Source organism: Sphingomonas sp. PvP018 (genome assembly GCF_017876865.1).
GTDB classification, from domain to species: Bacteria; Pseudomonadota; Alphaproteobacteria; order Sphingomonadales; family Sphingomonadaceae; genus Sphingomonas; species Sphingomonas aerolata.
Genome location: NZ_JAGIOU010000001.1, coordinates 1128132 through 1142426 on the forward strand (window position 1 = coordinate 1128132; position 14295 = coordinate 1142426).

Here is a 14295-nt window from a genome sequence, read left to right on the forward strand (position 1 = left end):
TCCGATCTGTCTTCCGACAGATACTCTCCCAACTGAATGATATGCGTCCGCCGGGCGACCGCGACCTCTCGCGCCTTGTCCGCGATTGGCTCGCTGCGGATCCCCATGACGTTGAGCATTGCGTGACCGGAGATCGGCCGCACGACCGGGTTGCCCGTCTTCGACTGTATCAGGGCGATCTGCTCGCCTAGCTGCGCCCCTGCCCGCGCGATCGCGCGGCACCCGGTGCCTGTGGCATTCTCGAAGCCGAATACGTCCCAGACGCGCCGGCAGCGGTCGGCAGGACTCGCTCATTGGGTCGCAGTCCCTGCCCGTCCCAGCTGGGGCGGCATCATGACGAGCAGGGAACCCTTGCGGGGAGGCGAGGCCTCATCTGCCGGGTGAGGCTTTGTGGTTAAGAAATGGTTAACGCCGTGGATCGTGGCGTCGTTTGTACGAATAACGAGGCTGGTCGAAGGCCACGGCACCTCGGCACGGATCGACTTCGGTGACGTCCCGACCATGACGGGACAAATGATGTGGAGCGATAAGCTCCTGCGCAACGCTCATCGGGCACGCCTTGCGGGTGGTCGCAAGCATGCGTGCATGTTCGGCAACCGCGATGGCCGAACCGCTTGTACGGCCCACCATCGCTGACCTTGCCGACCTCTCAGATATGCGCCCGACGTCTGTTGCCAGTGACAGCCGAGCTGGACTTTGACTTAGATATAGGCCGGCGTCGTACCATGTCCCTGGTATTTCTCGCCTTTCACGCTGCTGCGATTGAACATGCCGAGATCTCGGTTGCCCGCCTTCACACTGCTCGGCATCCGCTGGCAGTAACCACGATCCTGGTTTGCTGATCCAGCACCATGTGGTGTCGAGGCCTTGTCGCGCATCGTGAACTCCTATTAACCCTATTGTTTAACTCTTTTCACATTCGCGTTAATTGCGACGTAACTGAGTTCGTGAGAGTCCAAGAATTGAGCGGCGCATTGGTTCCGACCCAAAATTCCGGTAAATTTTGCGAGCAACCAAAGTACCATAGTGCCCTTGGTGCCGTGATACCCAGGACTGAGGATGTGGTGGGCCGAGCAAGGCCGAAAGGTCGCAACGACCGCCTGTTCGGGCAGGCCGAGCATGCCGCGATAGACCCGGGGACAAATTTTCACGTGATCGTGCTGGTCGACGCGGCCGCGTTCCAGGCACGAAAGACACGGTGGATTCCGTCGGCCGAGGCGCTAGGCTGCGCCTGATCACAGGGAGACGTGCCGTGATACGGACCTTGGCCGCTATTGGTCTTGCGATGGCGGTTCCAGCGACCGCGCAGCACACGCGCTCACTGGGGACCGGCACGTCACCACCCGCGTCAATCGATCAACTGGCCTGGCTGGCTGGCAGCTGGGTCGGCACGGGAATGGGTTCCGATGTGACGGAAACCTACTCCGCGCCGCTGGGAGGCCGGATCACGGGCCATTTCGCGATGGCCGACGGCAAGGGCGGCGTATCGTTTACCGAACTCGTGGATTACGTCCCGCTCCGGGGATCGCTGGCCTATCGGGTTCGTCACTTCAGCCCGGACATGACGGGCTGGGAAGATGGGACGGGCAAGCCCGTAATCTTCCCGCTGGTGGCGGTAGAGAAGGATCGATGGTTTTTCGACGGCATGACGATCGAACGCACGAGCCCGAGCGCGCTCACTATGTGGGTAAGGATCACCGAAAAGGGCACGACGAACGAGGTTCCCTTCAGACTGGTCCGGACGCGCTCGGTGGCTCGATAGGTGAGCGGGATTGGTGGTGAGGCGTCCGCGATGTGAATTTGACCGATGTCTGCATTCGGGTCGGAGGCGGAATGGCCGGAGTTGGTGGGAAGCGGACGTTAGGAAGGCGCTTCTAAGCGTTTGTGAACAATGCCGCGAAGAAGGCTGCACATAGAATTAGAGCCACAAAGAAAAGAAAGTCTATTGAGCCGCTTTTGGTGTTTCGTGATCGCTGATGGAGGAGGACGAGTGCAAGCCAAACTAGAGAAATAATAACCGCGGCAATGAACCATCCCGACCTAAAATGATCATTGGCTATACCGGCTGCATGCGGCAGAAGAACAAGCATATACAGAAAAGATACTGCGACAACGCTTACGAGCGAGAGCCAGCCGAATCTTTGTATCAGCACACGCCCCTCCTCTAGAAGCGCACTTTAGAGAAACGAGCGACTTCCGCTAGTAGGCGTAAGCGGACAAGCAGGCAGGTATGATCCATCTCTGGATTCGGCTGACCATATTACGGCCTGCCGGTGCATCGGTAAGCTCCATCGCGGCATAGGCTGCTTGCCGATCACGAGTTGCTGTGGGCTGTGATCGGCCGCGGCGGAGGGGGTTTCCGCCGCCACGGAGGGGAATGGCGCGCGATCAGTCGCGACGTCGGCGTGTCAATTTTCTCAGCTGGGCTTGATTGAGTTCCCGGGTCCGCTTGCGATCGGCGATCAACGCCCGCCGAAGCGCTGCACCGTGCAGAGGCTGTGCAATCCACCTTGACGACCGCGCGCGCGCAGGCCGCACCTTTCGTTTCGCGGATGAAAGCCTTCGTGCCTTTTTGGGCATTGACGGTCGAGCCTGGCTCGGTGCGGCATTGGCCTTTTGCGCCACCGGAATGTTGCCACCTTCAGCTGGAACTGCGGTCGAGATAGCGGCCGGCTGCGGCGTGACAGGCGGTGCGATGGGGGCTTTTGGGGTTTGGGCGACGGGAGCCTTGACCAGAGCCGGGCGGGGATCTGCCTGGCGGGTGTAATAGGCTGCGCCAACCGTGCTCATGATCCCCAGAACGACCGCGGCGATCGCCGAATATCGTGCCGTACGGATGCTTCGTTGGTTACGGGCCGTGAGGACCGCCAAACGTTTGTCGATGTCCTGACGCTGGTTCGCGAGCGCCCAGAGCGCCGCGTTGCTCCCGATCCTTGCGCCGTAGTGCGAACCCGGAATCGTGCTCGCGGCGACCAGATATTCTCGATCGGCCGGCTCGATGGCCGGCGGTTGCAGGGGAGGATCGTCGGGGAGTGCTTCCGCAGACCGGGTTGCCGTTGAAGGAGATTCGCTGCTTGCCATGGAAACGCTACGTATCAGATTGAATTAGGTTTTATGCAGCCAATCGGTCCCGACATAGCACACCGACGCCTATACTCCCCGGATGGCAGGCCGGGTCCTGCTTCAGGCCGCGAGCGTTCCTCGTGGCGCGGGGCCATTCGGTCGCGACGGCTGGGGCTTGGGCGCGGTTGCGGCCATATAGCCGACCAGCATCCACAAGGGGGCGGCGACCTTCATCGAGAAGATCGCGGTGCCGCCGATCATCATGTTGGCGAAGAGATAGACCGCGGTCGCCCAGGCGCAGCGCTTCGAGGCGGTGTCCGTCGCGCGCTGGCCGAGCGAGAAGAACAGCCAGATCGCGATCAGCCCGAAGATCGAACTCGACGCGGTGACATAGCCGAAGCCGGTGTCCATCAGATGCCGCGCCTTCATCGCATTCGCGCCGAATATGGTCGGAATGTCGAGCTTGCGCAGCGCCTCGGTGGTGATGCCCAGCCGGCCGATCAGATCGTCGGTATGCTCAACATTGTCACCGACGACGAGAAACGCCAGCAGGACCAGGACCGGTGCAATCAGGAGGGTGAACCACCGCGACAGATGGGGAAATATGAAATATCCCATCATCGTCACGACCGCCAGCGCCGACGACGTCCGCGTGTTGTTCGAGAGCAGGATCAGCAGGATCGTCGCCACCATCGTCGTCCGGATGGCGACGCTCAGCCGCCCCCATGTGGCGACGAGGAACACGCAGAGGATACCAGCGAAGTTCGCGTTCGAAACCTGCTCCAGGAACACCGACGAGGTCCGCGCGCCCGAAAACACCCCGAAGGAAAAGCGCGATTCGAACCCCGCCGCGTTGTTGAACAGGCCGGTCTCGTTGAACTCGCCCACCTCCATGCCGCGCGTCGCCGCAACGCTCTAGAAGATGGATGACCTCGCGACGCGTCAAAGCATGCATTCCCAGGTTCGGAATTCGTATCTAAACCATAGGTACCGTGACTGATAGATATGTCGCCCGCTTTAACACCGAAGATACAATCCTATGCCGTAAGCTTATCGTCAAAAGGTCTTGTCAATTTTTATTCGGCATGCGTGCAAAAAATACTGAAGGGATGCATGTTGCATATTCCAGTAATATCCGCCTTGATTACACCACGGACGATTGCTTCATATTGCACTGCGTGCTGAGGAAGGTGCTGCCGGATCGGGCGCAGATAGTTATGCTCTCCCCAGAGCTACACTGATCACCCCGGCAAGATTTTTGCGATACGGCGGGTCACCATTCGTTCTTCCCAAGTCAAATCCTTTGACTGAGCTGTTTGGTGCACAATTTTCGGTATCATCGCCATTTCCCGTTGGTAGGCAGCACCCGCCCGAACCAACTAAGACATTGCCGCCGCCGGCTTGATCGCAACCGTCGCTGACGGCTTACTCAGACAACCAATGAACGACCATAACAGTGCTGCAGTTTTTATCGAGAATGTCGCGGTTCCGCCCACGGTTAGCCAGGCAAGGATATAAATCGCGAGACTCCACGAAGCCCTTCGCTGCTCGTCGGTTTCATGCCTTGGATAATACACCAAAAACAGAAGGTAGGCAAAACCGCCAAACAAGCCGATTGAGGCCATGATAAAAGCATAACCACTATCAAACGTTTTCTCTACCACGAGCGGATTTCCTGCAAACAGGTCTGTCAACTTAACGTTGTCGAGAAGGCGATACGTGACACCTAGCCGGCCAGTTATATCGTCTCCAACAGCATTCTGAAGGTAAGAGGATAATGCGAATATTGTACCTACAATTACGAACGGTATTGCAAATATAAAATTACGATTAAGCCACGGAAATACAAAATATCCGATTGGCATAACCAGGCACATCAACGCGCCCATTCTCGCATTATTACTGGTAATAATGAGAATAATAGTCGCAATCTGCAAAGCCTTTTCCGCAAACGTCAGGCGACCCCACAAACCATTCAAAAATGCCATGCAAACGATAGCGTATGAGTTGATTGAAACCTGCTCAAGAAATATTGACGAGGTGCGGCGTCCAGAGAAAATCCCCAGACTGAAACGCCCCTCGAAAACGATAGTCCCTACACTAAGGCCGGATTCGTCAAATTCGCTTCTCGCGGTCCCCCGCGTCAGCTCGTAATAGAGCGCTGGCGAGAAAAACGATGCATAGCTTTCCACGGATGCAATTTCCCATATCAAAACAACAAGGGTCATTGCAGATGCAATAAAAAAGGCCTTTCGAATGAAATTCATATCCATTCTCTGACCCAGCATGCCAAAGACAGCTATCAGCGCGAAGTTTCGAATACTACCAATGTATATCTTATTAAAAGATATCGATGCAATTAAAGCAAGCGCGACAATAAACCAAAGCAGAGCGAGTGGCATAACGTCACGACTAGAAACACCAGTCGAAAGCGAAAGTGCCAAACAACTGAACGTTATCAAAACCTCAACCGCTGCTACACTGGAGTAGCCTAACGGCACACCTCGCGCGACCAATGTTGCTAAAACCGCATTGTATAAGACAGCTACCAGAATCAGCGCCACGGCGACATAATTGCCCTTGACGCTAAGCGGCATAGATTCGGCTGCAACCGTGCTGCCAACCGACACGTTTGATTGGACGCGCCCTGCCCTCACCATGGGTCGCACTCGACGGAAAGCCTTTTACCCTTCGACTTTTCCTGTCCACGGTTACAGGTTTCCGATCCGATCGGCGCGCGATCGTCCGCAGCATTCTTATCAGAGAGTTTTCCGGGCCATAGGAACACCTTTCTGACCATTTCTCGGAATAGCATACCGGTCTCCAGCTGAGCCTAAAACACGCAAAGCGCTGTCCCCACCCCCTATGCCCTCCCCGTCTGCAGATCAACGACGCGACCCGATGGTCGCCAGAATACCCGCTCCTGACCAAGATGGTGAATGAGGCGAAAAGCCTCCGGCCTGGCAATCGCGTGTTGGCTGATAAAACGCTGGCATCGCCATGGGCCGCACCTCTTTGATCGTATCGACAGCTGCCGCGATGCGCAGCCACTCAAGGTGGCTGTAGATTATCTCATGAATTTTAACCAACCTGGACATCACGCGCGCCTTCATCGCAACAGGTGCCACAACAAAGGCCACGGCTTTCCGCTTGGGTCACGGTCGCTCATCATCGAGGTATTCCGCGCGGGTCCTGCCACGCGAGAACACTGTCGGCATGGTTAACTTTAAAGCCTAAGTCATCGCCCTCCCCGTATGAGCATCTCTGACCTTAAATTCCGCGCCAACGTCTTGTTGCGGAAGAAAAATTTAACACAAATTGGCTATTTGAAGGATCGCACTGTGCTTCACATCGAGAGCACGGCATTCCATCCAAACCTCGTAGGTGAAGTAAGATGATTCTTCCTCGCGTCATCGCCGCTGCCACGGCCCTGCTGTCCTTCGCCACGGCCGCCGAGGCCGCGCCGCGGTTCGGCGTCAATCTCGCGGGATGTTCGTTCGTCGCGAACGGCGCCCTGTGCCCGACCGTGGCCGACGTCGCCTGGTACGTCGACAAGGCCGGGTTTCGCAGCATCCGCCTGCCGTTCAACGGCAGCCAGATGAATGACCCCGTCGTCCTCCAGCGGGTGATCGACGTGGTTAAGGCGGCCAGCGCCCGCAACGTGCCCGTGATCCTCGACCGCCATGACTATAAATGGCCGACGCCGGCCGAGCAGATCGCATTCTGGCTGCCGATCCTGCGCAAGCTCGACAATTCCGAAATGGTCATGATCGACCTGATGAACGAGCCGCGCTTCTTCACCGATCCCGTGGTGACGAACGACTGGATGCAATGGGTTCGCGATACCAACCAGATCGTCGCGGGCATTCGCAAGGCTGGGTTCAAGCACCGCATCCTCGTCGAATGGCCGCAATGGTCCGCGTCATTCCGGTTCGACAAGAACGAACCGGCCAGCCGGGACTGCGAGAGCGCGGCGTGCGCGATCGATCGCTCGGGTGGCCTCATCGACCCGCTGAACCGCATCATCCTGTCGCCGCATCGCTATTTCGACACCGGCTCCAGCGGTACTAATGCGGAGTGCGTCAGCGAACCGGCGGGCGACGGCGGACTGAAGATCTTCGCCGCCGCTGCCCGGAAGCGGGGATATCGGGCGATCCTGGGCGAATATGCACTGGGAAGCTCGAAGGGGCTGCCCGCATCCTGCACCGCGATCGCGGCGAACGTCGTCAAGTCGATCAAGACCGACAGCGACGTCTGGCTCGATGCGATGGCCTGGGGTGGCGGTCGCGCGTGGACGGAATCCTATTTCTTCAAGATCGAACCGACCAAGGGCACGCGGGACTCGGTGCCGGTGGCCGCCTACACGAAGCTGATCGCGGGCCAGTAAGCCGCGGGGGCACCTTCCCCGCAGACGCTGCGTGAAGGGCCGTATTCCGGCTCTTCACGCCCCTACCGGCCGACCTGCATCAGGATGGCGTCGGAGGGGAGCAGCTTGTCGAGGAAGGGCAGCAGCGCGGCGCCGATGACCGGTGCGTCGGCGGCGAGAGCGCCGCGGATGATCGTGGTCATCGGGGGCTGTACGGTGACCGCCAACGCGCCAGCGAGGCGGGCGATCAGGCGGTCGAGCAGCGCGGTGTCGAGCCGGCCGCCGATGACGATGGCGTCGGGATCGATCAGACAGGTGATATTGATCAGCGGTGCAATCAGCGCCTTGGCGGCGAGATCGACCCAGCGTTCGAGCACGCGGTCGGTCTGCGGATCGGCGGGCCGGATGTCCTTCTGGCTTTCGACATCGAGGCCGGCGTCCTTCAGCATCTGCAGCAGCGCCGAGATCGAGACGATGTCCTGCACGACCGCGCCCGGCGCCGGGTTGGTCGCGTCGGGCAGCAATCCCAGTTCGGCGCTGCGCTTGTTCGCGCCCTCGACGAAATGGCGGTCGATCATCAACCCGCCGCCGAGCCCGGAATTGATCAGGATATAGAAGAAGCTCGCCAGCGGTGACCCCGCGCCCGCCTGCGCCTCGCCGATCGCCGCCGCCGCGGCGTCGTTCTCGATCACGGTCGGCCAGGGCATGACCGGGGCGAGCAGCGCGGGGATCGAGAGGCCCGCCCAGCGATCATAATCCGACGGCCGCCCGGGCAGCGTGATGACGCCCAGATCATTGGGCACCGCGACCCCGACGCCGATCACGCGGTCGCGTCCGACCCCGGCCTCCGCGAGCAGCGATTCGAGGTTGTGCGCGACGAACGCGACGACGTCCTCGGGCATCGCAAAGGCGATATCCTGCGCGATCCGGCTGCGCACCTGACCCGCGAGATCGAGCACGACCAGCGTCAGGTGATCACGATCGATGTTGAGGCCGATCGCGACGCAGCCCAGCGGCTCGATCGTCAGCTGGATCGCGGGCTGGCCGCGCGGCCCCTGAAGGCGGCCGACCTCCTTCACCAGACCCGCGTCGATCAGGCGGCGCGTGATGTTGGCGATCGTCGGCGCGGTGAGCCCGGTCGTCCGGCTCAGCTCGACACGGCTGGTCTCCGGGCTGAGCCGGATGGCCTGCAGAACCACGCGCTGATTATAGTCGCTCGCACGCGCCAGGTTCGTGCCCGACAACGACACTGCGAGGCGCGCACCGCGCGCTTCCCGTATCGGTTTGTCCATCGTGATATGCCCCTCCGACGTATTCTTACACGTCCGGCAAAAGAAAAGTCGATGGGCCCGGCCGGGATCATCGATCCGCCCGGGCCCTATCACGCGCCACCCCGCTGCAACCGCATGGAAAACCGACCGCGTGAAAGAAAATTAAATTTCTTAATCTGCTTGCGCCCCGGTACGTCGGCCCCTAGCCTTCACCCCAGCACATCATGTCGCGCCGCCGTTCAATGGTTCGACAGTATCTTTCCGGCAATCCCGACGAGGACGCCGGCCCCGGACGTGTATTGGAGAGGCGCATTGGCAGCATCACGAGGCATCGCCTGCAAGGACACCGGGCGATTAGTGAAGCGTGTACGGAGCAATGTTCTTCCCGGACTTGCGGGTGCGGAGATGTCGGCCGCATGATCGGGGTGTCATCTGCTGCACTACTTCGCCGCGACATGCTGAAGGCCGGCGCTGCGGCGCTGTGCACGGCAGCGGCGACGCCCGCGTTCGGCTTCGCGGCGGCGGCGCCCGTCGCTGGCGGCGCCCGGCCGCCGCGCGATCAGCGTCGCTTCGTCAGCCCGGCGGTCGAGCAGGAGATCGTGCGGGTGAAGGCGAGGATCGCGGATCCCGCGCTGCGCCATCTGTTCGAGACCTGTTATCCCAACACGCTCGACACGACGGTCCGGTTGGGGATCGTCGACGGCAAGCCGGACGGGTTCGTCATCACCGGCGATATCGAGGCGATGTGGCTGCGCGACAGCTCGGCGCAGATGCAGACCTATGTCCATCTCTGCCGCCGCGACCCGGCGCTGCGCCGCCTGTTCCACGGCGTCATCCAGCGCCAGGCGCGGTGCATCCTGATCGATTCCTACGCCAATGCCTTCATGGCGGATCCGCAGGCCAAGTCGAACCTGGGCGCGATCGACGACCTGACCGAGATGCGCGCGGGCGTTGCCGAACGCAAATGGGAGCTCGATTCGCTCTGCTATCCGATGCGGCTCGCCTATGGCTACTGGAGCGAGACGCGCGATACCGCGCCGTTCGATGCGCTCTGGGCCAAGGCGATGGCGCGGGCGGTGGCGACGATGCGCGAGCAGCAGCGCAAGACCGATGACGGCCCGTACCGGTTCGAGCGCGTCAATCGCCACGCGACCGAAACGCTGATGCTGAAAGGCGTCGGTGCGCCGACACGCAAGGTCGGGCTGATCCATTCGATGTTCCGCCCGTCGGACGATGCCTGCACGCTGCCCTTCCTGATCCCGTCGAATCTGTTCGCGGTGTCGGCGCTGCGCATGCTCGCCAAGGTTCATGTCGAGGCGCGGCACGACAGCGCGGCGGCGGCCGAGTGCATCGCGCTCGCCGACGAGGTCGACGCGGCGCTGCGCACGCATGGCCGGATGGCGGATCGCGCAGGCGGCACGGGCGGCACGGGCGGGGACGTCTGGGCGTTCGAGGTGGACGGGTTCGGCAATGCGATCTTCATGGACGATGCGAACGTGCCGAGCCTGTCGGCGCTGCCGCTGCTCGGCGCCGCGTCGCGCACCGATCCGCTGTACCGCCGGACCCGGGCAGCCGCCTGGAGCGCGCGCAATCCGTATTTCTTCACCGGCAGCGCGGCGGACGGGATCGGCGGCCCGCACAAGGGGCTGGGCATGATCTGGCCGATGTCGATCATCGTCCGCGCGATGACCAGCGACGACGATGCGGAAATCCGGCAATGCCTGCGCTGGCTCAAGACCACCGACGCGGGCACCGGCTTCATCCACGAATCGTTCGACAAGGATGACCCCAAGCGCTTCTCGCGGCCATGGTTCGCCTGGGCGAACGGGCTGTTCGGCGACCTGATCCTCGATCTCGAGCGGCGCCGCCCCGCCCTGCTGCGCGAGACCTTCTAATTCCCCCGACCGCCCGACCTTTAGGAGACCACAGCGTGATCCGCGCCACCCGTCGCGAGCTGCTTGCCGGCTCGACCCTTGCCGCGTTCGGCACGGCCCTTCCCCTTGCCGCACGCGCGCAGCCGCCGGCAGTCACCAGGCCCGACCTGTTCATCGGCACGGGCGGGCATGGCCATACCTTCCCCGGCGCGACCCTGCCGTTCGGGATGGTCCAGCTTTCGCCGGATACCAACAATCATGGCTGGGATGCCTGTTCGGGCTATCACCAGTCCGACCGCTCGATCATGGGCTTCTCGCACACGCATTTGTCGGGGACCGGGATCGGCGACATGCTCGATGTGCTGCTCGTGCCGACGCGCAAGCCGCTGAAGCTCGTCGCGGGGCCGCGCGAGACGCCGTCCGACGGCTATCGCCAGCGCTATACCGACGAACATGCCGAGCCGGGCTATTACCGCGTCAAGCTCGAGTCGGGCGTGCTCGCGGAGCTGACCGCGACCGAGCGGACCGGGCTGCACCGCTACACCTTTGCCAAGGGTCCGGGGCATATCCTGATCGACCTGACACACTGCAAGCAGGAGACCGCGGAGGAGGCGATCCGGATCGAGGACGCGTCGCTGTCGATCGGCGAGGACGGCCTGCTGACGGGCAGCCGCCAGGTCTTTCGCTGGGCGGAGGGGCGCCGCATCCATTTCGCGATGCAGCTGTCGCGCAAGCCCGACCGCGTGCAATTCTATGGCGACGGCGACACGCCGGTCGCAGGCGGCGGGCGCGGCGTGACCGGGCACCGGCTGAAAGTCGCGCTGTTCTTCGACGATGCGGGCGCGGCCCCGATCCTGGTCAAGACCGGCATCTCGGCGGTCGACGTCGCAGGGGCGCGCGGCGCGCTGGCCGAGGCACCGGGCTGGACGTTCGACGCGACCTGCGCCGCCGCGCGGCGAATCTGGGCGAAGGAACTGGACATGGTCCGGGTCGCGGGCGGGACGCCGGCGCAGCGGACGATCATGGCAAGCGCGCTCTACCACACGCTCATGGGCCCGACCTTGTTCAGCGACCGCGACGGTCGCTATGTCGGGCTCGACCAGCAGGTCCACACCCTGCCCGCGACCGAACGCGCGTACAGTGCCTATTCACTGTGGGACACGTATCGCGCGCTGCATCCGTTGATGACGCTGGTCCGTCCCGACATGGCGGAGCGCTTCGTCCACGATCTCATCCGCCAGACGCAGCAGAGCCCCTATGGCCCGCCGACCTGGCCGTTGCAGGGGTTCGAGACCGGGTGCATGAACGGCTGGCATTCGGTCGCGGTGCTCGCCGAGGCGCATGCCAAGGGGATCAAGGCCGATTATGCCGCCGCGTGGCCAAATATCCGCCGGCGTGCCTTCGACCCGCAATACAAGGACAGCCTCGCGACGCTCGGCCGCGATCATTACATGCGGCTCGGCTATATTCCCGCGGACAAGATCAAGGAGTCGGTCAGCCGGACGCAGGAATATGCGTATGACGATCATGCGATGGCGCTGCTCGCCGACGCGATCGGCAAGACCGACGATGCGGCGCTGCTCCGGAAGCGCAGCGGCAACTGGCGCAACGTGATCGATCCGAAGATCGGCTTTGCCCGGCCGCGCTTCGCCGACGGAAGCTGGTGGGCGGCCTATGATCCGATCCAGCTCGGCCACATGCCGCAACCGCGGTGGCGGGACTATACCGAGGCGAATGGCTGGCAGGCGACGTTCCTGAATCAGCACGACATTTACGGGCTGATCGCGCATTTCGGCGGCGATGCGGCGTATGACGCGAAGATCGATTCCTTCTTCAACGCACCCTCGACGCTGCCCGCCAACGCGCCACCCGACATTGCCGGGCTGGTCGGGCAATATGCGCACGGCAACGAGCCCGGGCATCATGTGGCGTATCTCTATGCCTATGTCGGGACGCCGTGGAAAACCCAGGCGATGGTCCGCCGCTTATGCACCGAGATGTACAAGGACGATCCCGACGGCGTGATCGGCAATGACGATTGCGGCCAGATGAGCGCGTGGTTCATCCTGTCGTCGCTCGGCTTCTATCCGGTCGATCCGACGACGGGAATCTATGTCCTTGGGTCGCCGCTGTTCGACAGCGGCGAGATGCGCGTCGGCGCGGGCAAGACGCTCCGGGTGCGCGCGATCGGCAATGCGCCCGACCGGCCCTATGTCCAGTCGGTGCGCTGGAACGGCAAGCCCTGGACCCGCAACTGGATCGCGCATGCCGACCTGATCCAGGGCGGCGAGCTGGAATTCACGATGGGCGCGAAGCCGTCGCGCTTCGGCACGCGCGCCGAGGACCGTCCGCCCTCGGCGCCGCGCTGACGCCCGCTGTCGAGGTCGGGATCAGAAGAAGGTCTCGACCACCTCGACGCAGGTGAAATCGCCGTCGACCACCAGCACCCGCCGCCATTTGTCGAAGGTGAGGCAGGGGTGCGAGATGTCGAAGGCGATGACGTCGCCGACCGCGATGTCATCGCCGGGGGTGATCGCCAGATAGGCATGCTGGTCCATCAGCCCGGTCACCGCCCAGTGCGCGGGGGCGTCGACCGGGCGGCGGTCGCGCGCCTTGCGGAACAGCGTCGCGGGCCGGGGAAGCCCGGCATCGAAGGCGACGTCGCGCTTGCCCATCGCGATGACCGCGCGCGCCGGATCGGGGATCGACTGCACCACCGCCCATACGCGCAGCGCGGGCAGCAGCGCGTCGCCAAAGCTCGGCGCGACCGGATTGCGTTTCAGGATCTGTTCCTGCGCGATGCGGTACAGGCCGTCGTCATGGCTGATGTAACAGCCGGGGCGCAGCACGACCTGGACATCGCCGGCCTTTGCCAGCGCGGCGGTTTCCTCTGCGACCACGTCGTACCAGGCCGAGCCCGCCCCCGACAGGATCGCGGGCATCCGCGCGATCCGCCCCGTCGCGAGCAGATCGCGCGTGATCGTCACCGCACGACGGATGAACCGCCGGACCTCCGCCTCGTCGCTCAGCACCCCTTCGTAGAATTCGACCCCGGCGAGATGGAGATGCCCCGGCCAGCACGCGATCGCGTCGAGCACTTCAGCAAGCGCGGCGGCATCGCGGACGCCGGTGCGGAAGCCCGACTGGTCGGGTTCGGGGGCAAGTTCGACGAGCAGGTCGAGCGCCACGTCGGCGGCGCGGCACGCCTCCCCGAGCAGCGCCACCCCGGCGGCGGAATCGACGATGCAGATCAGCCGCAGCGCAGGATCGGCGAGCAGATCAACGATCGCGGCGATATTGGCGTCGCCGACGATCTGGTTCGCGATCAGGATGGTGTCGATGCCATGCGCCGCCGCGACCTGCGCCTGCTGGCTGGTAGCGACCGTGATGCCCCACGCGCCGGCATCGATCTGGCGCTTGAACAGCGCGGGCGCCATCGTCGTCTTGCCATGCGGTGCGAGCGACACGCCATAGGCATCGATGAACGCGCGCATCCAGTCGAGATTATGCTGCATCCGCCGCGCATCGAGCACCGCCGCCGGAAACATGACGTCCCCCGCGAGCAGGTTCCAGCGCGCGGCCGCATCCCGACCGATACCCTTGTGCAGCTTCACACCGACGTCGCTCACGGCAGACCTCCCAGATAAAGAAAATTGTTTACATTATTTTGACCCGCGGTGACAGTGTCGATCCAGCCCGGCCACGACTGACGCGTGGCACT

At 62.6% G+C, this 14295-nt stretch carries 11 protein-coding genes; 4 read left to right on the forward strand and 7 right to left on the reverse strand.

The genetic code is table 11. The features are described from left to right. Nucleotides 1–701 precede the first annotated feature (701 nt). Nucleotides 702–878 carry a hypothetical protein gene (locus J3A66_RS04695; RefSeq protein ID WP_156363390.1) on the reverse strand — a complete coding sequence of 59 codons (177 nt, stop codon included), beginning with the start codon at nt 876–878 and terminating at the stop codon, nt 702–704. A 374-nt stretch (nt 879–1252) separates the two neighbouring features. Between J3A66_RS04695 and J3A66_RS04700 the strand changes: the two genes are divergently transcribed. Then, nucleotides 1253–1762: a DUF6265 family protein gene (locus J3A66_RS04700; RefSeq protein WP_209567496.1), complete on the forward strand. Its 510-nt coding sequence runs from the start codon at nt 1253–1255 to the stop codon at nt 1760–1762. A 626-nt stretch (nt 1763–2388) separates the two neighbouring features. Here J3A66_RS04700 and J3A66_RS04705 read toward each other — a convergent pair. The 4 genes from J3A66_RS04705 to J3A66_RS04720 all read right to left on the reverse strand — a co-directional run bounded on the left by J3A66_RS04705 (nt 2389) and on the right by J3A66_RS04720 (nt 6203). After that, complete coding sequence (locus J3A66_RS04705; protein WP_209567498.1) at nt 2389–3081, reverse strand: hypothetical protein; 693 nt, start codon at nt 3079–3081, stop codon at nt 2389–2391. Between the two features lie 102 nt (nt 3082–3183). Beyond that, nucleotides 3184–3957, reverse strand: coding sequence for a hypothetical protein (locus J3A66_RS04710; RefSeq protein WP_209567500.1), 774 nt, complete (start codon nt 3955–3957; stop codon nt 3184–3186). A 485-nt stretch (nt 3958–4442) separates the two neighbouring features. Further along, nucleotides 4443–5660 (reverse strand): hypothetical protein, encoded by a 1218-nt coding sequence (locus J3A66_RS04715; RefSeq protein WP_192140123.1) that lies wholly within the window; start codon nt 5658–5660, stop codon nt 4443–4445. 288 nt (nt 5661–5948) lie between these two features. Continuing rightward, complete coding sequence (locus tag J3A66_RS04720; protein ID WP_209567501.1) at nt 5949–6203, reverse strand: hypothetical protein; 255 nt, start codon at nt 6201–6203, stop codon at nt 5949–5951. A 254-nt stretch (nt 6204–6457) separates the two neighbouring features. Here J3A66_RS04720 and J3A66_RS04725 point away from each other — a divergent pair, with 254 nt between their 5' ends. Next, nucleotides 6458–7450 (forward strand): glycoside hydrolase family 5 protein, encoded by a 993-nt coding sequence (locus tag J3A66_RS04725; RefSeq protein WP_209567504.1) that lies wholly within the window; start codon nt 6458–6460, stop codon nt 7448–7450. Nucleotides 7451–7512: 62 nt separating this feature from the next. Here the strand turns inward: J3A66_RS04725 and J3A66_RS04730 are convergent, their stop codons facing one another. After that, entirely contained in the window at nt 7513–8721 is a 1209-nt protein-coding gene (locus J3A66_RS04730) for an ROK family transcriptional regulator (protein ID WP_209567506.1), read from the reverse strand. Nucleotides 8722–9116: 395 nt separating this feature from the next. Here J3A66_RS04730 and J3A66_RS04735 point away from each other — a divergent pair, with 395 nt between their 5' ends. Next, entirely contained in the window at nt 9117–10595 is a 1479-nt protein-coding gene (locus J3A66_RS04735; RefSeq protein WP_209567508.1) for a glycoside hydrolase family 125 protein, read from the forward strand. A gap of 35 nt (nt 10596–10630) precedes the next feature. Continuing rightward, a complete protein-coding gene (locus J3A66_RS04740; RefSeq protein ID WP_348633989.1) occupies nt 10631–12943 on the forward strand; it encodes a GH92 family glycosyl hydrolase in 2313 nt (770 codons plus the stop codon). A gap of 21 nt (nt 12944–12964) precedes the next feature. On the opposite strand, the gene J3A66_RS04745 is transcribed toward J3A66_RS04740, so the two are convergent. Continuing rightward, nucleotides 12965–14203 (reverse strand): amino acid deaminase, encoded by a 1239-nt coding sequence (locus tag J3A66_RS04745; protein WP_209567512.1) that lies wholly within the window; start codon nt 14201–14203, stop codon nt 12965–12967. Nucleotides 14204–14295: the final 92 nt, after the last annotated feature.